Genomic DNA, 19,154 nt, shown 5'->3' with positions numbered 1-19,154 from the left:
CGATCTGCGAGCCGAGCCAGTGCCGTTCGGGTCCGTCGGCGGGGGCGGCGGAGGCGGCCGGAGCGACGGCGGCCAGCGCGGCCGCCGCGAGGGCGGCGGACACGAGGGCCGAGGACAGGGTGCGGAGCGGGGTCATGGCGGGACTCCTGGGGGCGGGGGGACGGAAGGGACGCTGCGGTGGTTATAACCCGGTTCCGAACTCGCTGCGAAGAGCGTCCGGCAGGTTTGATTCTGTTCGTTGAGCGGAGCGGTCCATCTTTGGCAACTTCCGTCCTCCCGCGACGCCCCGCGTTCAGCTATGGACGCAAAGGAACCGCCCGGCCCTCAGGCGGCGACCGGGCCCACGCGGGCAACACCCGCATCGCAAGGAGATATTTCCACCACACGTCGCCTCCTGAACCCGTTCTGGAAATGAGATCTTGGGCCCGAAAAACGATCTCGGGATCGAGTGTTGACGCGTCCCCGAAGCGGGCTTACTTTTCAGATAAAGGAAGCCTGGACGTAAGGCTAAAGCGATGCGTTCCTTCGTTTCTTCAGGTGATCTCAGTCAGAGCGCCGTGCTGGCCCTGCTGGGGAAGTCGGGACCGCTCGGGCGCGCCGAACTGGCGCGGCGGCTCGATGTGAGTGCGGCGACCGTGACCAAGGCGGCCCGTGAATTGATCGCCAAGGGCCTCGTCCGCGAAATGCAGTCGGTCCCCTCCGACGGTGGACGTCCGGCACGCCTGCTCGGGTTGGCCGCCGAGGGCGGGCAGGCTCTGGGGATCAAGCTGACCGCGAGCCGGGTCACCGGGGTCCTGGCCGGCCTCGACGGAGAGATCGCCGACTCCTTCGCCTTCCGCTACGAGGGGCGGGCGCCGGACGCCGTCCAGCGCCTCATCGAGGGCCTGACCCCGCACGTGCAGGGCGCGCGGCAGCGCCTGCTGGGAATCGGCGTCGGCCTTCCCGGCGGAGTCGATCTGGCGGACGGCGGAGCGGTCGACTCACCCATGCTGGGCTGGTTCGGCGTCCGCCTGGGGACGGCCCTGGAGCGGGCCTTCGGCCTGCCCGCGCTGGTCGACAACGACGTGAACACGGTCGCGGTCGCTGAGCGGCTCTATGGGCGCGGCCAGGAATTCTCGACATTCCTGGTGGTCACCATAGGACGTGGAATCGGCCTGGCCATGCTGCTCGACGGAAGGCTTTACCGCGGCGCCCGTGGCGGTGCGGGGGAGTTCGGCCACTGGCCGGTTCCAGGTGGGGACCGCGTCTGCGAATGCGGCAATCGGGGGTGCCTGGAAACGCTGATCGGAGAAGCCGGGCTGGTCGCCACCGCCCGCGCTCGCGGCGTGCTTTCCCCGACCGAAGGCTATGGCGAACTCGCGGCCAAGGCCGAGCAGGAAGAAAGAACTGCCCTGGAGATCTTCGGGGAGGCCGGGGAAATGCTGGGAAGGCATGTCGCCGGCCTGGTCAACGTCCTCAACCCCGGCGTCCTGCTGATCACCGGTGAGGGCGTCGGGTGCTGGCGGCACTGGCAGGCGGAGTTCCAGCGGGCCATGCGCGCCCACCTGTTCGGGTTGATGCGCCGCACGCACATCGTCGCCGAGTCCCTGGACGACTTCGGCTGGGCGCGAGGCGCCGCCGCCCTCGTCCTGGCCGTCCCCCTGTCGGCCGTGCACGACTACGGCAAGGCCTCGGCTCTCATCCACACGCGACTGATGACCTCGTCGAAAGGACCGCGATGAGCAACCGGCCCAGCAGTGACCGGCCCAACAGCAACCGGCCCAGCAGTGACCGGCCCAACAGCAACCGGCCCGGCAGCCGACGGGACACCGACCTCTTGACCAGGGTCTACGAGCGCAGCCTGGAGGTGATCCTCTCCGAGCAGGCGGCGAGCGGAGCCTACCCCGCCTGCCCCGCCTACCCGGTGTACCGCTACTCCTGGCTGCGCGACGGGTCCTTCATCGCCGAGTCGATGAGCAGGGTGGGGCAGCGGGCCAGCGCCACCGCCTTCTACGACTGGTGCGCCACCGTCATCACCGACCGCGCCGACCGGATCGAGAACCTGCTCCGCGCGGCGGAGGCCGGCGAGACGATCCCCCTGAGCGCGTTCCTGCCGACGCGCTACCGGCTCGACGGATCAGACGCCGACACCTCCGACGAGCAGTGGTGGGACTTCCAGCTCGACGGCTACGGCATGTGGCTGTGGACGGCCGGGCAGCACGTCCGCCGCCACCAGTGCGACCCCCGCCGGTGGGAGGAGGCCGTCGTGCTCACCGCGCGGTACCTGGTCCGGTTCTGGGACCGGCCCTGTTACGACTGGTGGGAGGAGCATCCCGAAGAGCGCCACACCTCCACCCTGGCCGCCGTCCACGCCGGTCTCCGTGGCGCGCTGGACCTGGGACTGCTCGACGCCGACCTCGCCCGCGCGTGCTCGTCCGCCTGCGAGCGGATCCAGCGGCTCGTCCGCACCGAGGGCGTTTCGGAAGGCCACCTGGTCAAGTGGCTGGGCGGACGCGCCGTCGACGCCAGCCTCATCGCCTGCATCACCCCGTTCGCCCTCGTCCCCGCCGACGGACCGGTCGCGGAGGCCACGGTGCGGGCCGTCGAGGAGTCCATCGCCCACGGCGGAGTGCACCGCTATGCGGCCGACACCTTCTACGGCGGCGGCGAATGGCCGCTCCTGGCGGCGCTGCTCGGCTGGCACTACGCGCGCACCGGCGCCCGCGCCGAGGCGTGGCGGCAACTGCACTGGATCGCCGACCACGCCGACGACCTCGGCGACCTCCCGGAACAGGTCCCGGACCATCTCCTCCACCCCGAGTACCGCCAGGCGTGGATCCAGAAGTGGGGCCCGGTAGCGAGCCCCTTGCTGTGGTCGCACGCGATGTTCCTCATCCTCGCCGGAGAACTCGGCTTCCCCGGCGAACCCTCCGGGGCTCGGCCCGAGCCGGGCCCCGACCCGTCCACCCCCGACACGCCGCTTCCGAGGTGAACCCCAATGAACGCGCGAGGAGACGCCCCCACACCATCGACCCGCTTCATGATCGCCGCCACGGTCGCCCTGCTGGGCCTCATGCTGGCCTTCGTCGTCCTGCTCGTCCTGGTCGGCGGCTACGGCCTGGGCGTCGCGCTCGCCGCGGCGGGCGCCGTCACCGACCTGGCGCTGCAGATCAGCGGCCACCTGTTCGGAGGCCCCGGCGCCGCCCGGGACCTCCCCCCTGACATGACCGGCATGGAGGACGGCCGCAGCGGAGGTGACCGGCCGGTCGGGTGAGGTCAGAGTGGCGGAAGGGGTCGCAGAGGATTCGACGGACCGTCCCCGTGGGATGACCTCCGACAGCATTCGGATACGGAGAGTCAATGGAGGGAATCCGATGCGCAAGTCCACGACCGTGACCACGCTGGTCGCTGGGGCCGTCGCCTGCACGGCCCTGGCGGGGACGGCCCCCTCGGCGTACTCCTTCGGCACCCTGGACGGCAAGTTCGGGCAGCGCGCCGAGCACGAGCGCATCACCCGCGCCGCGCTGGCCTGTCCCGCCGGACAGCGGAGCGACAACCACTGCTTCGAACCCGACTCGCTGAGCGAACTGGCCGGCGCGCACGGAAAGGGCGGCGCGATCGGCGCTCCCGACCTCGGCAGGGAGGTTCTCCGCCAGGAGGCCCACTGCGACAACGCCGACTATCTCGCCCAGAACGGCTACCCGCAGAGCCGCGGCGACGCCAGCAAGAACCTGCTGGGCTGCGTCGAGCACGCCCGCGAGCGCATGGGCAACGCGGTGACGGAGGCCGGGCGCCTGCTGAACGGCAAGGGCGCGATCGAGTCCAAGCAGGTCAGCCTCGCCGTGCGCTGCGTGTTCAACCAGTCCCGCGGACGCGCCAAGTGCGATGTGATCGAGCAGTTCGGCCGGGGCCTGCACGCCGTCCAGGACTTCTACTCCCACAGCAACTGGGCCGACACCGCCTCGTCCGCGCCCGTCGGCGTGACGAACCCGCCCGGCCTCGGGCACACCGAACCCTCGCCCCTGTTCCGCCTGTTCGCCGGCTCCCGGCCCACACCCGCCGACATCCCCGCCAAACTCACCACCGGATGCTTCGACGAAGCGGCCGCCGGTTCGGGGGAGAAGCTCGGCTGCTCGGGCGGCAAGCGGATCCGGCACCACGCGCTCAACAAGGACCTGGGGCTGATCGACCCCTCCAACGGGCACACCTCCGACCCCACCACCGACAGGGGTCGGATCGACAAGAACTTCTCCCGCGCGGTCGCCCTCGCCATCACCGACACCCGCCGCCAGTGGCGCGACCTGGTGAACGCGCTGGAGCAGCGCTACCCCAACGGAAAGGGCACCCGGATGGCCTGCGCCGTCACCCACGACCACCCCACCAAGGACTGCCGTTGACCGACCCGTGCCCGCCCAGCCGAGGCGGGCACGTCGGGCGGGGCGCGTCAGCGGTCGGCTGAGGTCTGGCGGCCGATCATGTCCAGCAGGGCGGCGTGCGTCTCCTGGTCGGCGGCGGCGATCAGCCCTTCCGCGCTGTCACTCAGCGGACGGCCGTGAAGGTCGGTCACGACGCACCCGGCGGCGCGGCACAGGGCGATTCCGGCGGCGAAGTGCACACTGTCACGCAGGTCGCCGTCGGTGACGTAGGCCGCCCGCCGTCCGGCGGCGACCCAGGCCACCGCCAGCGTCGTGGACAGCACGCGCGGACGGAACGCCTCCATGAACCCCGAGTCGGCGAGCAGCCTCGCCGCCAGGAAGCCCGGCGCGTTCGGGAACGGGGGATCGAGGTTGATGTCCACGAGGCCTGTGGCTGAGGACGGCTGGAGTTCGGCGTCTGCACCGTCGTGGCGGACGTGAGCCCGCTCGCCGTCGGTCCAGAAGACCTCGTCGTTGAACGGGTCGGCCGCGGCCGCCGCGGTGAGGTCGGCCCCTACCCGAAGCGCGACGTTGACCGCGACCAGCATGCTGCGCGCGGCGTAGTTCAGCGTGCCGCACAGCGGGTCGACCAGCCACGTGCGCCCGGCGTCGGCGGCGCCGGTGCGTCCGCTCTCCTCACCCAGCACGGCGTCACCGGGACGGGCTTCGCGGATCATCCCGAGGATGGTCCTCTCCGCCGCGAGGTCCGCTGCCGTCGCGAAGTCCCCGGCAGACTTCTCGACCCGGGCCAACGGCTTGCCGTACATCTCGCGAACTACCGCGGACCCGGCCATTGCCGCCGCGACGGCCAAATCCGCGTCTGTCTCCCCTGTGGTGATCGGCACTCGCGCAGAATAGTGGGCGTTCCGGTCATCACGGGGCGGGGACGCCCGCCGAACCGGAAGCGGCCAAGAGATGTCGCGTCCGGTGGCGGGGGTCCCGGCGCGGTTCAGGCCGGCAGCGCCGTCTCTAGCTGCGCCAGCTCCTCCGCGCTCAGCTCGATCTCGACGGCCTGGGCCGAGTTCTGGATCGACGCCGGACGGCTGGCCCCCGGCACCGGGATCACCCCCGGTGAACGGGCCAGCAGCCAGGCCAGGGCGATCTGCTGCGGGCTGGCGCTGTGCTCGGCGGCGATCCGGTGGAAGGCGGTCCCTTCGGAGGTGGAGCCGGACGGGCCGTCGAGGGAGCTGCGTGAGATGCCGCCGAGCGGGCTCCACGGCAGGAACGCGAGGCCGAGCTCGGTGCTGAGCCGCAGCTCGGGCTCACTGTCGCGGACGGCGGGCGAGTAGCGGTTCTGCACCGAGACGAGCCCGTCCCCGAGGATCGCGTGCGCCTCGCGGATCTGGCCGGTCGACACGTTGGAGAGGCCCGCGGCGCGGATCGTCCCGGCGTCGAGGAGCTCGCGCAGTGCGCCGACCGACTCGGCCCACGGGACGTCCGGGTCCGGCTTGTGCAGCTGGTACAGGCCGATCGCCTCGACGCCCAGGCGCTTGGCGGAGTCCTGGGCGGCGCGCTTGAGGTGGTCCGGGTGGCCGGTGACGGTCCAGCTTCCGTCACCCGGACGTCCGCGTCCACCCTTGGTCGCCACAAGGACGCCGGAGGTGTCGCCGCCGTAGCTCGCCAGCGCGCGGGCGATGAGGAGTTCGTTGTGCCCCACCTCCCCGGCGTGCCAGTGGTAGCTGTCGGCGGTGTCGATGAGCGTGATTCCGGCGTCGAGCGCGCCGTGGAGGGTGGCGATGGCCCGCTGCTCGTCCGGACGGTTCTCGATGGACAACGGCATGGCGCCCAGGCCGATGGCGCTGACGGTGACGTTCCCGATGCTGCGGTACTGCATGGTGACCCTGTTTCTCAGATGGAGGAGACGGCGGACGCGCTGAGTGCTTCGGCCACGGTGGCGGGCAGCCAGTCGGAGGTCCGGGAGAAGGTGAAGCCGAGCTGCTTGGCACGTGCGTTGCTCATGGCGTAGTGGCGGTCGAAGGAGAACGGTGAGGCGGCTTCACCTGGACCGCCGGTGCGGAACACGGGTCGCCGTCCGGTCTGCGCGGCGATCACCGCGCTCAGATCGCGCACGTCGAGCGCGCCGTCCGAGCAGGCGTTGACGGGGCCGGTGAAGTCGGCGGCCGTGGCGGCCCAGAGCAGCAGGTCCGCCAGTTCCTCGTAGTGAACGAAGACCGTGGGCAGGGCCTCGGCGTGCACGGTGACCTCTTCGCCTTGCGCGATGCGCCGGACGTAGTGCGCGAGCCGTCCGGTGAACTCCTGCGCGCCGCCGCCGAGCACGTGGGCGCTCCGCACGGAGGCGAAGTCGAACCGGGCGTCCTGGGTGAAGACGGCCTCGGCCTGCCGCTTGCCCTCGGCATAGTGCGCCTCCAGATAGGCGTCGTCCTGCCAGGGGAGATCGGCGGAGACCAGCCAGGCGGCCGGGTCCACGTTCTCCTCCGCCACCGGAGTGCCCGCCGGGACCTCGGGGAGGGCGGCGGTCGCCGGGTCGTAGACCTCGATCGTGGAGGTCATGACGTAGCGCCGGGTGCGGCCACCGAACGCCCGGACGGCGATGGCGGCCTGCACCGGGGTGTAGCAGACCTGGTCGACGACGACGTCGAAGGCGCGGGTGCCGAGCGCGGCGGTGAGGGCGGCCTCGTCGTCGCGGTCCACGACGAGGTGCTCGACCCCGGCGGGCGGCCGGACGGAGCCCCGATTGATCACGGTGACCCGGTGCCCGGCCGCCCGCAGGCGCTCGACCAGGAGTTTCCCGACGTACCGGCTCCCGCCGATGACGCAGATCGTTCTTTGCATGCCTCCATCCTGGAGACCTACAGTCCTCAGCAGAAGTGACGACCTGCTGGACACGTTTTAAGGAAAACTGTTGATCGATGTGCAGCGGCTCCGCGTCCTGCGGGCGGTGGCGGAACACGGCAGCTTCAACCAGGCGGCCGCCGCCCTGCGCCTCACCCCCTCCGCCGTCTCCCAGCACGTGGCCGCCCTCGAACGCAGCCTCGGCACCCAGGTCGTCACCCGCAGCACCCGCGGCGCCGTCCTCACCCGGGCCGGTCAGATCATGGTCAGCGCGGCCGAATCGGTCGCCGCCGAACTCGAACACGCCCGCCAGCGGGTCGACCGCCTCGGCACCGGACGGACCCAGCTGACCATCGCCACTTTCACCAGCGGCGGCAGGCTCCTGCTCCCCGGAGCGCTCGCCCGGCTCACCTCGACCCACCCCGACACCGTCCTGCACGTCCGCGAGAACGAACCCGAAACGGCCCTGCCCCTGGTTCGCCAGGGCGCCGTGGACCTCGCGCTCGCCTACTCCTTCGACGGCCCCCTCCCCGGACGGCACGGGCAGAACCTCCGGTGGACCCCCCTCATGGAGGACCCCCTCCACGTCGTCCTGCCGGAGACCCATCCACTCGCCGGACGCGTCGAACTCGACCTCGCCGAAGTGGCGGACGAGCCCTGGGTGCTCGGCTGTCTCAAGACCGAGGTCTTCCTCCGCCGCTACGCCGAGCGCGCCGGCTTCGACCCGGAGATCCGCGGCACGACCACCGACTACTTCTTCGCCCGCTCGCTCGTCGCCGCGGGCATGGGCGTCTCCCTCATCCCCACCATCGCTCTGGCTCCCCACATACCGGGCCTGTGCACCGTCCCGATCAGCTCACCGACCCCGACCCGCCACATCGGCGTCGCCACACTCGACCGCCGCCGCGACCACCCCCACGTCACCACCCTCATCGAAGCCCTCCGCACCCAAGCGGCAACCATCCCTCCCCACCAGGCCATCCAGACCACGTGAACGAGGGGACAGTGCCGAACTCGGTGTGTGCAGGTGCCGCCGCGCGGTCAGGTGAGGCTGGTGAGAGCGCCTGCCAGTGCGCCGATGAGGACTGCTGGGAGGAAGGACAACCATTTGCTGGCCCCGCCCGCGGCGATCACCGCCGCCAAGAGGTGAGGTTGAAGGTGGCCAGCGGGGGCGACCTGCGTGGCCGCGACGGCCGCCAGCAGCGCGACTGGAAGCAGCGCCACCATGCCGTTGCCGGAGCCGCCTTCTCTCTTGCCGCGCGCGGCCAGCATCACTCCGCCGAGCCGGACCAGAAAGGTCGTGACCGCCAAGCCATCGATGAAGAGCCACGCGCTCATCGCGCCACCCGCTTCCGCCGGACCAGCGCGGCGGGAACCACCATCAGGGCGCCCAGCAGCACCTGGACGCCGGGAGCCACATGGGCCACCGCGACCAGGGCCACGACGAACGCTGCCAGCGCCACCGCCAGCTCGCGGCGTCCCTGGATCAGGGGCACCACCAGGGCCGCGAAGACCGCCGCAGCGGCCGAGTCGAGGATGCCGCGCACCTGACCGGGAAGCGTCGCCCCGAAGACGGCGCCGATCAGCGTCCCGGTCGTCCAGCCGGTGAACAGGATCAGGCCGACGGTCACGAAGGTCCGCCGTCGTTCCGCGGGTGCCGCGCGGGTCAACGCGGCTCCGGCGGACTCGTCGGAGACCAGGTGGGCGGCGCTGAACCGCGCTCGCCAGGACGAGAACACGTCGCCCAACGCGAATCCGAACACTCCCAGCCGCAGGTTCACAAGCGTTCCCGCGGCGACCGCGGTCAGCGGTGTGGCGCCCGCGCCGAGCGCCGCCAGCCCGACGAGCTAGGCGCCTCCGGCATGGATGAGGACGCTGGCCGCCACCGCCTGCGCGACCGACCAGCCGTTCTGGACGGCGAGCGCCCCGAACACCGCCGAGTACACGGCGGCGCCGAGGCTCGCCCCTACGGCCAGGCGCAGGTCCGACCCGTTGAGTTTGATCACTCCGCCAGTCTGGGCACGCCGTCGCGGCCGGTCGAATAGACCGACGGCATACCTATAGCTTGATGTTATGAGCGAGTCCACGCGCGTCACCGCCTCGACTCTGCGCGCTTTCGCGGCGGTCGCGCGGACGGGATCGTTCACCACCGCCGCTGAGGAGCTGGGTGTCAGCCAGCCCAGCGTCAGCGCCGCCGTCGCCCGGCTGGAGTCGCGCGGAGGCGGGCCCCTGCTGCGGCGAGAGCAGGCGGGCGCGACCTTGACCCCGCACGGCCGACGCGTCCTGGAGAGGGCGTTGCCGGCGCTGGCCGCGCTGGACGAGGTGGAGGCCGCGCTCTCGCGAGCCGCCCCTTCGGCACTGACCGTGGGGTTCATGGGGGAGGCCGCCGGGACGCGCACCAGCACGGTGATCAAGGTGTTGCGTGACCAGCTCGAAAGCCGTCTGACGTTGCGAAGGTTCGACTTCGACGACCCGACCTGCGGCCTGCTCACCGGCGACAGCGATCTGGCCGTCATCTGGCCTCCGGTCTCCACCGGCGCGCTGGAGACCCTTCCGCTGGCCACCGACCGCCGTGCCATCGCCCTGCCCGTGGCGCATCCGCTGGCCGCACGGCCCGACCTGCACCCCGACGAGCTGCACGGACTGGCCTGGATTACGCCGAGATCACCCGATCCCAAGTGGTCCCGCTTCCGCGCTCCGGCCGCGATCGGCGCCACCGGCGGGCACGTGGCGGCCGAGTCCGGCGCTCTGGAGGAGACCCTGGAGCTGGTCGCCGCCGGGGTGGGGATCGCCCTGGTGTCGATGAGCACCGACCAGCACTACGCGCGGTCCGGCGTCGTCATCGTCCCCCTGCGCGGCGACCACCACTGCACGACGGTCCTGGCCTGGCGCCGCGAGGACACCAGGCCCTCGGTCACCGCCGCGGTCGAGCACCTCCGCGCCGCACTCTGAGCAGCGCGGGAAAGCGGTCAGAGGGCGGCGAGTACCTCGTTCAGAGCCTCGGTGACGCTGGGGTGGGTGTAGATCGCGTTGCGCAGTTCACCGGCGGTGACGTCGTGCCGGATGGCGAGCGCCGCCTGGGTCTGGGGGACCGGCCATGTCAACGCAGCCTGGGCACCACGTGACCAGGCTGCGCGGCCGTCCGTCCCGCGATAATCGGATCATGGCACTCGACAGGCGAGCGGAACTCGGCGAGTTCCTGCGCTCACGCCGGGCCCGGCTGCGGCCCGAGGAACTGGGACTGCCCGACTACGGCGGCCGCCGCCGCGTCCCCGGCCTGCGGCGCGAGGAACTCGCCCGGCTCGCCGGCGTCAGCGTCGACCACTACGTCCGGCTGGAGCAGGGCCGCACGCTGCACTTCTCCGAGGCCGTCCTGGACGCCGTCGCCCGCGCCCTCCAACTCGACGAGGTCGAGCGCGGCCACCTGCACCGCCTGGCCCGCCCCTACACCGAGCCCGCCGGCCCGCCCGCCGAGCCCGCGCAACCCATCCGGCCCGGCCTGCGGCGCCTGCTCGACTCCACCGGCGACGTGCCCGTCTACATCGTCGGCCGCTACACCAACGTCCTCGCCTGGAACCCGCTCGCCGCCGCGCTCATCACCGACTTCGGCGCGCTGCCGCCCGCCGAGCGGAACTTCGCCCGGCTGCTGTTCCTGGACGAGGGCATGCGCAACCTGTACGCCGACTGGCGCGCCAAGGCCGCCGACATCGTCGGCTACCTGCGGCTGGACATCGGCCGCCACCCCGGCGACCCGGCCGCCGCCGCGCTGATCGAGGAACTGTCGGACGCCAGCGCGGAGTTCCGCGAGATCTGGGCCGAGCACGGTCTCAAGGAGAAGACCCATGGCCGCTACGTGTACCGGCACCCCACCGTCGGCACCCTCGACCTCGGCTTCGAGACTCTCCGGCTGCCCGACGATCCGGACCAGGCGCTGATCGCCCACACCGTTGAGCAGGGCTCCCCGTCCCACGCCGCACTGCGGCTACTGGCCGCCACCCACCAGAGCCTCGCAACACGCTGACCCCAACCCTGAGGCCATTCCGCCGCCGCTCCGCGTTCCGGCCGGGGCTGGGGACTCAGGTCTTGCCAGGGTCGGCGGCGGAGGCGAAGGCCGCGGCCCGGTCACGCAGCAGTGCGGTGAGTTCGGGGGAGTCGAGCACCTCGAAAGGCCATCGCACCCACAGCAGGCCACCGGCGAGGATTTCGAGACGTGCGTCGGCGACGCGCCAGTGGGTCGCCGGCTGGCCGGTGGCGGTCGTCGTCGGGGAGAAGTCCGCAGCGAATCCGCCCATGTACGCCTGTACCTGGTCGATCGGGGCGTGGATCAGGATCGTCGCCGTGTGTTGGCGGGGCGGAGCGCCGAGGCGGCTGGTGACGAACGCGACCGGATCGCCGCCGGGGACCTCCTGCGGCTCGAAGCGCACCCCGGTCGCTGAAGCCCGCGTGATCCGGTCGACGCGCAACACCCGCCAGCCGTGGTCGAGGTCGCGGCACACGAGGAACCACCAGGTCCGCCGCGGAACCAGCGCCACCGGTTCGACGAGCCGCGCGGTCTCCCGCCCCGCGTCGGCGCCCCCGGTGCTCATCACCCGCAGCCGGACCCGCTCCGCGTCCCGGCACGCCAGCGCCAGGACCGCGAGCACGTCGGCGTCCATCGGAGCCGGATAGGCGCCCGCAGCCGCGTTCGGCGTGCCGCCGAGGGCGACCGAGGAGCGCAGCGCCCGCATGCGCCGCCGCACCGCCGAGGGCATCACCTGCTCCATCTTGGCCAGCGCGGTGAGCGCGACCTCGCCTCCGCCGGCAGCGCCATTGGCGGCGGACGAGGCGAGGGCGGCGGCCACGGCGAGCGCCTCGTCCGAGGTGAACACCAGTGGCGGCAGGTCGCTGCCCGTGGACAGCCGGTAGCCGCCGTCCGGGCCGCGGCGGGCCTCGATGCGATAGCCGAGGCCCCGCAGCCGTTCCACGTCCCGCCGCAGGGTGCGGCCCTCGACACCGAGCTGGGCGGCGAGTTCGCCGCCGCTCCAGGATCGGCGCGCCTGCAGCAGCTCCAGCAGCCGCAGCGCCCGCTCGGTCGTGCTCTGGTCCGACATGCGCCGAACCTAGTGGAGATGTGGACAGAAAATGACCTAAACCGTTCCTAGATTGGAGATCACGCCGGACGGACCGGCATCCCATCCTCAGGAGCACCCCCTTGACCATCCTCGTCACCGGCGCGACCGGCGCCGTCGGCCGCCACCTCGTCACGACCCTCCTCGCTCGCGGCGCCACGGTCCGCGCCCTGTCCCGCAAGCCCGACGACGCGGGGCTTCCGGCCGGCGTGGACGTCGTCGGCGGGGATCTGGCCGACGCCACCACGCTCGGGCCCGAGGTGTTCGACGGCGTCGATCGCGCCTTCGTCTTCCCCGCCGAGGGTGTCGAAGCCTTCGTCGCCGCGGCCACCGCTCACGACGTCCACCGCTTCACCGTGCTGTCCTCCCTCGCCGCGGCGAAGGAGTTCCCCCGCGACCACGGCTCGGCGAGCCAGCTCCACCACGCCGCCGTCGAGGCCGCCGTGACCGGCCGCACCGACGCCTGGACGATCCTGCGGCCCGGCACCTTCGCCAACAACCTGCTCTCCTGGGCCTGGCAGATCCGCTCCGGGGCACCGATCCGGGCGCCCTACCTCGCCTCCGCGCAGGCCCCGATCCACGAAAACGACATCGCGGAGGCGGCCGCCCAGACCTTGCTGTCCGACGACCGTCTCGGTGAGGCGATCCCGCTCACCGGCCCAAAGGCCCTGACCCGCTCCGAGCAGGTGGCGGTCATCGCCGAGATGCTGGGACGGGAGATCCCGCTGGTGGAGATCACGCCGGACGAGTTCCGCGCCGAGACCGGGCAGTACATCCCCGAGCCCGTGATGAGGATGCTCCTCGACTACTGGCGCGACACCCTCACCGTCCCGGACATCCCCCGTCCCGTGACGCCGGTGACCGGACGGCCGGGCCGCACTCTGGCGGAGTGGGCCGCCGATCACCGAGCGGACTTCGAATCCGCCTGACAGCGCGGGGACGCCGGGGGCGACGGTGATGACCTCGGCGTCTCAGACGGCGTGGCGCGGCATCCGGCGGGCGCCTCTCTTGACCCCTCTGAACTGGCCTTTTAGGCTGGAAATGTGACCGTCCCGGGGAGATGATGATCCGGCCGGACGGTCGGACCTCCCCGATGCCGGCTGGTCACGTATCACCGCCCGCCGGCCGGTCGAGACCGGCGGAGAGGGGGAGGTAAGACATGCGGAAGGTAGCCGACTGCAGAGACTTCCCGAGCGAGGTCGACTGCACGCTGACGATCTCCGGCGAAGAGGGCGAAGTGGTGCGGGCAGCCGCCGAGCACGCGGTGTCCGTACACGGGCACACCGACAGCCCGGAACTGCGCAGGCAGATTCTCGGAGCGCTGAAGGACGAGGTGCCGCAGCACGCCTGAGCCGCCGACCTGACAGCACGCGTGGCGAACGGGGCTTGGTTCGATCAATCGATCCGGGCCCCGTTCACCGTGTCGGGACGATCTGGTCGTCCCAGCGGTCGGTCATGCCGGTGATGGGAAGGGTTCATCCGACCCGACGAATGAACGGATCGGCCGGGATCGGCACCGTGCACTGATCATCCGACTCCTCAGGGCCGGAGGGCGGCTGCCGTTTCGGCGGCCACGACCAGCGGATCCGAGCAAGGACGGCCGAGCAGATCCTCGAGATCGGGACTGGTGCCGTCCAGGAAGCCGTGCCGGACGCTCGTCGCGATCGAGGCGAGCATGGGGCGCTGAAACGCCAGCAGCTCCGGCGTCCCGTCGAGCCTGCGCCGGTACTCGTCCAGGCTGATGACGCGGTGCGGAACCCCGAGCCGGGCGGCGACGTCCGCCGCCGTGATCGGCGTGCCGACCAGATCGTAGACCCGCCCGCCGTGCTTCTCGGGGTCCGCCGCGACGACCGCCGCCGCTTCGGCGAGGTCCGCGCGAGTGACCGCGGCCAGGGCGCCGCCCCCGAACGCAGACTCCACCGCATCGTCCGCCCAGGTCAGCAGGCCGCCGAAGAGCTCGGCGTACAAGCCGTTGCGCAGGATCGTCCACCGCAGGCCACTGGCCCGCAGAAGCCGCTCGGTCGCGCGGTGAGCCAGCGCGAAACCGAGATGATCACCAGCGCCGGTCAGGCTCGTGTAGACGACGTGCTCGACGCCGTCTCGGCCGGCGGCGTCCACCACGGCCGCGTGGCGCCCGATGACCTGGTCGTCCTCGGCGTAACCGGCGGAGACCAGCACCAGGGTCGTCACGCCGGTGAGGTCGATGGCCTCCCGGTCGTCGAAATCGAGCCGCCGCGTGCCCTCACCCGGAGCGCGGCTACCGCCCTCCGCGGCAGCCCCGCGGGCACGCAAAGCGGCGAGAATGGCGGAGCCGAGATTTCCGTTCGCTCCGGTCACCAAGATCGTGTCAGTCATGGCTCTTCCGTCGTCGTGGTTCTCTTCAGTAACTACGCTTGATCCTCTTCGCCTCACCCACCGGCCACAAGGAGGCAGTCTGATGTCACCCACGCACACCGCGGTAACCACCCCCGAACCCGCCGACCTCGACCCCTGCGGAGCAGAGGACCACCCGGACTGCGGCATCCGCGACGTCCTGGACCGCATCGGTGACAAGTGGTCGGTCCTCGTGATCGTCGAACTCGCCGGCGGTCCGCGCCGCTTCCGGGAACTGCAGCGTGCCATCCACGGCATCTCGCAGCGCATGCTCACCCTCACCGTCCGCAGGCTCGAACGGGACGGCCTCGTGCTGCGCACCGTCTACCCGACCGTCCCCGCCCAGGTCGACTACCGCCTCACGAAGACGGGCGCCAGCCTGACCCACCTGGTCAAAGCACTCGCCGACTGGTCCCTGGAGCACCGCGCCGTCATCGCCGAGGCCCGCGACGAGTACGACCGAACGCACCCCGATTCCGGCACCAGCTGAGTAAGACTCCCGCCCCCGCCAGCCGCTGAATACGACACGGTCGAATACTGCAGGGTGCCGGTTTTTGTGATCCGCAAGCTCGCGATCACTCATACGCTGACGCACATGTTCGACGAAGGTTGGGAGGCCCGCCTCGGGTGGACCCACGGGCTGATTTCCGCGGTCCCCGCCGAGCGGGAAATCGCTCTGCGGCACCATCTGGCCACTGGAGCCGCCGCGTCGGCGGCGCTTCAGCGGATGAACGGGCATTGGCACCGCACCCACGCCGACTACAGCGATCCGGCGTTCCGCCAGTCCATCGCCGAGCACATCGCCGCGCAGCGTTACGGCTTCCCGTCCGCGCTCTGGCAGCAGGTCTCCGCGAAAGACATACCGCACTGGCCCGGGCTGCCCTACGTCCTCAACTTCCTGGAATGGGAGGCCCGCCACCCAGACGTGTGGACCACCCACGCCAAGCACTGGGGGACCAAGGAAAGCTGGCTACGAGCCCTCGCCGTCCCCGGGCACGGGGACATCACCCGCGAGCGCCTCACCGCCATGCTTGAGCTCGTCGTGGCCAGGGCCTACCGCTGCAAGGACCGTCACTACGTCGGCATCGCACGCGTCATCGACAGCCCCGAACTCCGCAATCGGCTGGCCGCTGTGGCCGAGCAGCCCAACCCGTGGGCCAGCCTCCACGCCACCTACGTACTGGACATGCTGCGACATCCCGAACGACCCAACAACCGAGCCGTGTGGGAAAGACATGTGGCCGGGGGGAGGCGGACCGTTTAATCTCCGCCGTGCTTTCAAGGATTGGCGGTCGTGGTCGTCCAGCGGGAATCCAGATGTCCAAGCCATGCGTCCTGATCGTCCGCCAGCGGTTGTCTGAGGGGGAGCGGCAGAAAACGGCAGGCGAACGTCAGCCCGGCGTCGTCTCCATCACCGCGGACCGTATGGCACCACGCGTCCACAGTGGTCGCGGGCGCGTGAAGGTGAAAGAAGGTGGTCCTGCGCGGCCGGCCGGTGTCGGGATGAGGCTTGTCCTCCACGGTGATCGGACGGACCACCGAGGCGGTGAGCAGGCCGGTCTCCTCGGGGACTTCCCGCAAGACCGCGCGGTCCAGTTCCTCGCCCGGACGGACACCACCCGCAGGGACCTGGGTTCCGGCCTGAGGCATACCAACATGGTCAAAGACCAGAAGCTCCGGGACGTCGCGCTGCCGGATCACATAGGCGGCGACGCGAATTCTCAATCGGAGTGTCCCGTCACTGCCCACGACGACCTCCAAGCGCTCATTGATGCATCCCGTCCCCGGTCATCCTGGCCCAGGGGAGGGCGAGTCGCCTCAGACGGGGGCGTCGGTCTGCCAGAGGTACTGGAACTGGTCGGGGCGTAGGTTCCAGTCCTGGAGCGCAGTGACCAGTGCCGCCTCGTCTGCGACGGTTTCATCCCGGATGAGGACGGCCCCGAGGTCGTAGTCGAAGCCGTCGATCTGGTCGGCAGCGTAGTCCCAGTGCGTCAGGCGGTACTCGCGCGTGCGATCGGCCCGTTTCCAGCCTTCCTGACGCGCTCGCTCGTCGGCAGGGGTGGTTACAGGGCGCACGATGACGAAAGCTCGCCGGCCGGGGCCGGCACCCGGAACCTCGACCGCCAGCGGCTGGCCGAGACGCAACGCGCTCAGTTTCTCCGCAGGCCAACCCGGCCCGCCGTCAGGGCTGCTCATGCAGTCGCAAGAGTAGCTTCAAGCGGCGCGGCAGTGGACGGAGTGCCCTGCGGCCGAGCATGATCCAATCCATGACCGAGACGAGTGAGCGGGCGCTGCTCAGCGCGCCCGGCGAAGGCGAACTGATCGACGTGGCGGGAGTCGCGCACCTGTTCCGGCTGACCGGCGAGCAGACCGGCGGACGGTTCGCCTTCGAGGAGTTCCGGCTCGCACCCGGCATCGTCGGCGCACGTCCGCACGTCCACGAACAGCACGACGAGTACTTCTACGTCCTGGACGGCGAACTCACCCTGCACAACGGAGATGGCGAGACGAGCGTCGGCCCCGGCCACCTGCTCGCCGCCCTCCGCGGCACCGCCCACGGCTTCCGGAACGCCGGGACCGCCCCCGTCCGTGCGCTCTGCCTCTACACGCCCGCCGGCTACGAGGGCTACTTCCGCGAAGTCCACGCCGCGGTCGCGGCAGGCGCCACGGTCACCGACGAACTGCTCGCCGAGTTCCGCGCCCGCCACCACACCCGCTCGTACTGACATGGCCCATGCGGGCAGCGGCCCGGTGAGGCGTTCGGGACAGCCCCCCCAGGCCGCGCGCCCGGCTGACAGTCAGCCCTGGGACTGCCGGGACAGAGCCTGCCAGTCGTCCCAGGTCTGCAACCGGTCTGCGTAGACCTTCCGGATCATCGAGTGGAAGCCGGTGCCGAACAGGACCCGCACGGGCGGGTCCTCGCTGTCGGCGAGGGTGAGCAAGGCCTGCGCCGCGGCCTCCGGAGAACCCTCGGGCTGGCCCGTGATGGCCTCCGCCAGCCGCTTCCGCAGGGGCGCATAGGCGGCATGGGGCCGGGAATTGTGGCCGTTGTCGAGTGGATTCGGGTTCTTGCCGTCACGGGTGGCGAAACCGGCGGGCTCGATGATGGTGACCTTGATCCCGAACCCGGCGACCTCCGCTGCGAGTGCCTCGTTCAAACCTTCCACGGCCCACTTGGAGGCGTGGTAGGCGCCGCCGAGCGGCATGGCGATCAGGCCCGCCGCCGAGGACAGCTGAAAGATGTGCCCGCTCTTCTGCTCGCGCAGGTGCGGCAGCACGGCCTGGACGACCCACACCGCGCCGAACAGGTTGGTCTCCATCTGCTCGCGCAGCTCCTGCTCGGACAGCTCCTCGATGGCGCCCACCTGGGCGTAGCCGGCGTTGTTGACGACCACGTCGATCCGCCCGAAGTGCCTCTTGGCCTTGTCCACCGCGGCGTGCACGGCCCGCCTGTCGGTCACGTCCAACGTCAGCGGGAGCACGGCGTCGCCGTAACGGGCCGAGAGGTCTTCCAGCGTTGAACTGTCACGGGCGGTGGCGGCGACCTTGTCGCCGCGTTCCAGAGCCGCCTCGACGAACCTGCGGCCGAGGCCGCGGGAGGAGCCGGTGACGAACCAGACCTTGCTCATGGTCTTTCCCTTCGGACGGAAACGAGCCCCGATTTTCAGACTGAACGGCACGTGCCGTGCCGTTCGAGAGAAGCATGGATCGCGCGGAGCGGTCTGTCAACACGGCACGTGCCGTTCCAGTAGAGTCGGGGGATGGAGGATTCCCGATCCAAGCGCGCCGACGCCCGAACCGAAACGATCATGCGGGCCACCATCGAACTGGCGCAGGAGCAGGGGTATGCCCAGCTCAGCATCGAGGCGGTCGCCGCCCGCGCGGGCGTCGGCAAACACACCATCTACCGCCGCTGGCCGTCCAAGGCCACGCTCTTCCGGGACTCTCTGCTGAGCCTGCACCCGCCCGTGCCGGACTTCCCCGACACCGGCGACATCGTGGCCGATCTGCGGCGCCGGATGCATGCCACGGTCGACCTGATGGCCGTGGACCCCTGGGGCCCGCTCTTCCGGGCCCTCGTCGGCGAGATCCAGCACGACCCGGAAGTCGCCGAAAGCCTCATCGAACGCTTCTTCCGACCCCAGGCCGAACGCACCGTCGCCCGCCTCCGGCAGGCCAGGGACGAAGGCCAGATCGCCGAGGACCTGGACCTGGACCTGGCGCAGGCGATCCTGGCCGGTCCGGTCTATTACCGGCTCCTCATCAGCGGAGAGCCTGTGACCCACGATCATGTGGACCGGCTTCTCCACACTCTGTTCGCGGGAATGGCGCCAAGACCACGAACCTGATGTCCAGAAAGACGCCCATGCCGGCCAGGGCGGTTCCCACAGCGCCTCCAGCCCGCGTTCGCGGGGGCGGGTGCCGCGGATCAGTCCGCTGCCAAGGAGAAGGTGAGTGTTCATCTCGGCGAGGGCTTGCCGAGCAT

25 protein-coding genes are annotated in these 19,154 nt (G+C 70.9%); 13 read left to right on the top strand and 12 right to left on the bottom strand.

Features of this window, described 5'->3' with window-relative positions; translation table 11 throughout:
* The first annotated feature begins 515 nt into the window (after nt 1-515).
* The 4 genes from AB0J52_RS01505 (at nt 516) to AB0J52_RS01490 (ending at nt 4,376) form a co-directional block, all read left to right on the top strand.
* The gene (locus AB0J52_RS01505; RefSeq protein WP_500179582.1) at nt 516-1,721 is read left to right on the top strand and encodes an ROK family protein; all 1,206 of its coding nucleotides are present in this window, start codon (nt 516-518) and stop codon (nt 1,719-1,721) included.
* Nucleotides 1,718-2,971, top strand: a complete 1,254-nt coding sequence (locus AB0J52_RS01500; RefSeq protein ID WP_500179581.1) for a glycoside hydrolase family 15 protein — start codon at nt 1,718-1,720, stop codon at nt 2,969-2,971. Before AB0J52_RS01505 ends, AB0J52_RS01500 begins: the two co-directional genes overlap by 4 nt.
* A 6-nt stretch (nt 2,972-2,977) precedes the next feature.
* Nucleotides 2,978-3,253, top strand: coding sequence for a hypothetical protein (locus AB0J52_RS01495; RefSeq protein ID WP_500179580.1), 276 nt, complete (start codon nt 2,978-2,980; stop codon nt 3,251-3,253).
* Between the two features lie 100 nt (nt 3,254-3,353).
* On the top strand, nt 3,354-4,376 hold the full coding sequence (locus tag AB0J52_RS01490) for a hypothetical protein (RefSeq protein WP_500179579.1): 1,023 nt from the start codon (nt 3,354-3,356) through the stop codon (nt 4,374-4,376).
* A gap of 47 nt (nt 4,377-4,423) precedes the next feature.
* Here the strand turns inward: AB0J52_RS01490 and AB0J52_RS01485 are convergent, their stop codons facing one another.
* The 3 genes from AB0J52_RS01485 to AB0J52_RS01475 all read right to left on the bottom strand — a co-directional run bounded on the left by AB0J52_RS01485 (nt 4,424) and on the right by AB0J52_RS01475 (nt 7,187).
* Nucleotides 4,424-5,239 carry an inositol monophosphatase family protein gene (locus AB0J52_RS01485; protein ID WP_500179578.1) on the bottom strand — a complete coding sequence of 272 codons (816 nt, stop codon included), beginning with the start codon at nt 5,237-5,239 and terminating at the stop codon, nt 4,424-4,426.
* 104 nt (nt 5,240-5,343) lie between these two features.
* Nucleotides 5,344-6,228, bottom strand: coding sequence for an aldo/keto reductase (locus AB0J52_RS01480; protein WP_500179577.1), 885 nt, complete (start codon nt 6,226-6,228; stop codon nt 5,344-5,346).
* A 14-nt stretch (nt 6,229-6,242) separates the two neighbouring features.
* Complete coding sequence (locus AB0J52_RS01475) at nt 6,243-7,187, bottom strand: NAD-dependent epimerase/dehydratase family protein (protein ID WP_500179576.1); 945 nt, start codon at nt 7,185-7,187, stop codon at nt 6,243-6,245.
* A 79-nt stretch (nt 7,188-7,266) separates the two neighbouring features.
* On the opposite strand from AB0J52_RS01475, the gene AB0J52_RS01470 reads away from it, so the two are divergent.
* Nucleotides 7,267-8,181, top strand: coding sequence for a LysR family transcriptional regulator (locus AB0J52_RS01470; protein WP_500179584.1), 915 nt, complete (start codon nt 7,267-7,269; stop codon nt 8,179-8,181).
* Between the two features lie 47 nt (nt 8,182-8,228).
* On the opposite strand, the gene AB0J52_RS01465 is transcribed toward AB0J52_RS01470, so the two are convergent.
* The 3 genes from AB0J52_RS01465 to AB0J52_RS01455 are packed head-to-tail and all read right to left on the bottom strand — an operon-like array spanning nt 8,229 to nt 9,193.
* Nucleotides 8,229-8,525 carry an AzlD domain-containing protein gene (locus tag AB0J52_RS01465; protein ID WP_500179575.1) on the bottom strand — a complete coding sequence of 99 codons (297 nt, stop codon included), beginning with the start codon at nt 8,523-8,525 and terminating at the stop codon, nt 8,229-8,231.
* Nucleotides 8,522-9,025, bottom strand: a complete 504-nt coding sequence (locus AB0J52_RS01460; protein WP_500179583.1) for an AzlC family ABC transporter permease — start codon at nt 9,023-9,025, stop codon at nt 8,522-8,524. The genes AB0J52_RS01465 and AB0J52_RS01460 overlap by 4 nt, the downstream gene beginning before the upstream one ends.
* 9 nt (nt 9,026-9,034) lie before the next feature.
* Nucleotides 9,035-9,193, bottom strand: a complete 159-nt coding sequence (locus AB0J52_RS01455; RefSeq protein WP_500179574.1) for a hypothetical protein — start codon at nt 9,191-9,193, stop codon at nt 9,035-9,037.
* A gap of 67 nt (nt 9,194-9,260) precedes the next feature.
* On the opposite strand from AB0J52_RS01455, the gene AB0J52_RS01450 reads away from it, so the two are divergent.
* Nucleotides 9,261-10,139, top strand: a complete 879-nt coding sequence (locus AB0J52_RS01450) for a LysR family transcriptional regulator (RefSeq protein WP_500179573.1) — start codon at nt 9,261-9,263, stop codon at nt 10,137-10,139.
* 17 nt (nt 10,140-10,156) lie between these two features.
* Here AB0J52_RS01450 and AB0J52_RS01445 read toward each other — a convergent pair whose 3' ends face one another.
* The gene (locus tag AB0J52_RS01445; RefSeq protein ID WP_500179572.1) at nt 10,157-10,291 is read right to left on the bottom strand and encodes a hypothetical protein; all 135 of its coding nucleotides are present in this window, start codon (nt 10,289-10,291) and stop codon (nt 10,157-10,159) included.
* Nucleotides 10,292-10,350: 59 nt separating this feature from the next.
* Between AB0J52_RS01445 and AB0J52_RS01440 the strand changes: the two genes are divergently transcribed.
* Entirely contained in the window at nt 10,351-11,208 is an 858-nt protein-coding gene (locus AB0J52_RS01440; protein WP_500179571.1) for a helix-turn-helix transcriptional regulator, read from the top strand.
* A 55-nt stretch (nt 11,209-11,263) separates the two neighbouring features.
* On the opposite strand, the gene AB0J52_RS01435 is transcribed toward AB0J52_RS01440, so the two are convergent.
* Nucleotides 11,264-12,277, bottom strand: coding sequence for a helix-turn-helix transcriptional regulator (locus AB0J52_RS01435; protein WP_500179570.1), 1,014 nt, complete (start codon nt 12,275-12,277; stop codon nt 11,264-11,266).
* Between the two features lie 101 nt (nt 12,278-12,378).
* Here AB0J52_RS01435 and AB0J52_RS01430 point away from each other — a divergent pair, with 101 nt between their 5' ends.
* Together AB0J52_RS01430 and AB0J52_RS01425 are read left to right on the top strand one after the other, a co-directional pair.
* Nucleotides 12,379-13,224 (top strand): SDR family oxidoreductase, encoded by an 846-nt coding sequence (locus tag AB0J52_RS01430; RefSeq protein WP_500179569.1) that lies wholly within the window; start codon nt 12,379-12,381, stop codon nt 13,222-13,224.
* Nucleotides 13,225-13,454: 230 nt separating this feature from the next.
* Nucleotides 13,455-13,646: a DUF1059 domain-containing protein gene (locus AB0J52_RS01425; protein ID WP_500179568.1), complete on the top strand. Its 192-nt coding sequence runs from the start codon at nt 13,455-13,457 to the stop codon at nt 13,644-13,646.
* 188 nt (nt 13,647-13,834) lie between these two features.
* On the opposite strand, the gene AB0J52_RS01420 is transcribed toward AB0J52_RS01425, so the two are convergent.
* The gene (locus AB0J52_RS01420) at nt 13,835-14,743 is read right to left on the bottom strand and encodes an NAD(P)H-binding protein (protein ID WP_500179567.1); all 909 of its coding nucleotides are present in this window, start codon (nt 14,741-14,743) and stop codon (nt 13,835-13,837) included.
* Here AB0J52_RS01420 and AB0J52_RS01415 point away from each other — a divergent pair.
* Nucleotides 14,733-15,158, top strand: coding sequence for a winged helix-turn-helix transcriptional regulator (locus AB0J52_RS01415; protein ID WP_500179566.1), 426 nt, complete (start codon nt 14,733-14,735; stop codon nt 15,156-15,158). The genes AB0J52_RS01420 and AB0J52_RS01415 overlap by 11 nt on opposite strands.
* 66 nt (nt 15,159-15,224) lie before the next feature.
* The gene (locus tag AB0J52_RS01410) at nt 15,225-15,932 is read left to right on the top strand and encodes a hypothetical protein (protein ID WP_500179565.1); all 708 of its coding nucleotides are present in this window, start codon (nt 15,225-15,227) and stop codon (nt 15,930-15,932) included.
* 14 nt (nt 15,933-15,946) lie between these two features.
* Here AB0J52_RS01410 and AB0J52_RS01405 read toward each other — a convergent pair whose 3' ends face one another.
* Nucleotides 15,947-16,429 carry an NUDIX hydrolase gene (locus AB0J52_RS01405; protein ID WP_500179564.1) on the bottom strand — a complete coding sequence of 161 codons (483 nt, stop codon included), beginning with the start codon at nt 16,427-16,429 and terminating at the stop codon, nt 15,947-15,949.
* Between the two features lie 57 nt (nt 16,430-16,486).
* Complete coding sequence (locus AB0J52_RS01400) at nt 16,487-16,864, bottom strand: hypothetical protein (protein WP_500179563.1); 378 nt, start codon at nt 16,862-16,864, stop codon at nt 16,487-16,489.
* Nucleotides 16,865-16,935: 71 nt separating this feature from the next.
* Here AB0J52_RS01400 and AB0J52_RS01395 point away from each other — a divergent pair, with 71 nt between their 5' ends.
* Nucleotides 16,936-17,394, top strand: a complete 459-nt coding sequence (locus AB0J52_RS01395; protein ID WP_500179562.1) for a cupin domain-containing protein — start codon at nt 16,936-16,938, stop codon at nt 17,392-17,394.
* A gap of 72 nt (nt 17,395-17,466) precedes the next feature.
* Here AB0J52_RS01395 and AB0J52_RS01390 read toward each other — a convergent pair whose 3' ends face one another.
* Nucleotides 17,467-18,297, bottom strand: a complete 831-nt coding sequence (locus AB0J52_RS01390) for an SDR family NAD(P)-dependent oxidoreductase (RefSeq protein ID WP_500179561.1) — start codon at nt 18,295-18,297, stop codon at nt 17,467-17,469.
* Nucleotides 18,298-18,477: 180 nt separating this feature from the next.
* Between AB0J52_RS01390 and AB0J52_RS01385 the strand changes: the two genes are divergently transcribed.
* Entirely contained in the window at nt 18,478-19,017 is a 540-nt protein-coding gene (locus AB0J52_RS01385; RefSeq protein ID WP_500179560.1) for a TetR/AcrR family transcriptional regulator, read from the top strand.
* The last annotated feature ends 137 nt before the right edge of the window (nt 19,018-19,154 follow it).

The organism is Spirillospora sp. NPDC049652, assembly GCF_040675125.1.
Classification (GTDB): Bacteria; Actinomycetota; Actinomycetes; order Streptosporangiales; family Streptosporangiaceae; genus Spirillospora.
This window is presented reverse-complemented; position numbering and strand designations above follow the sequence as displayed.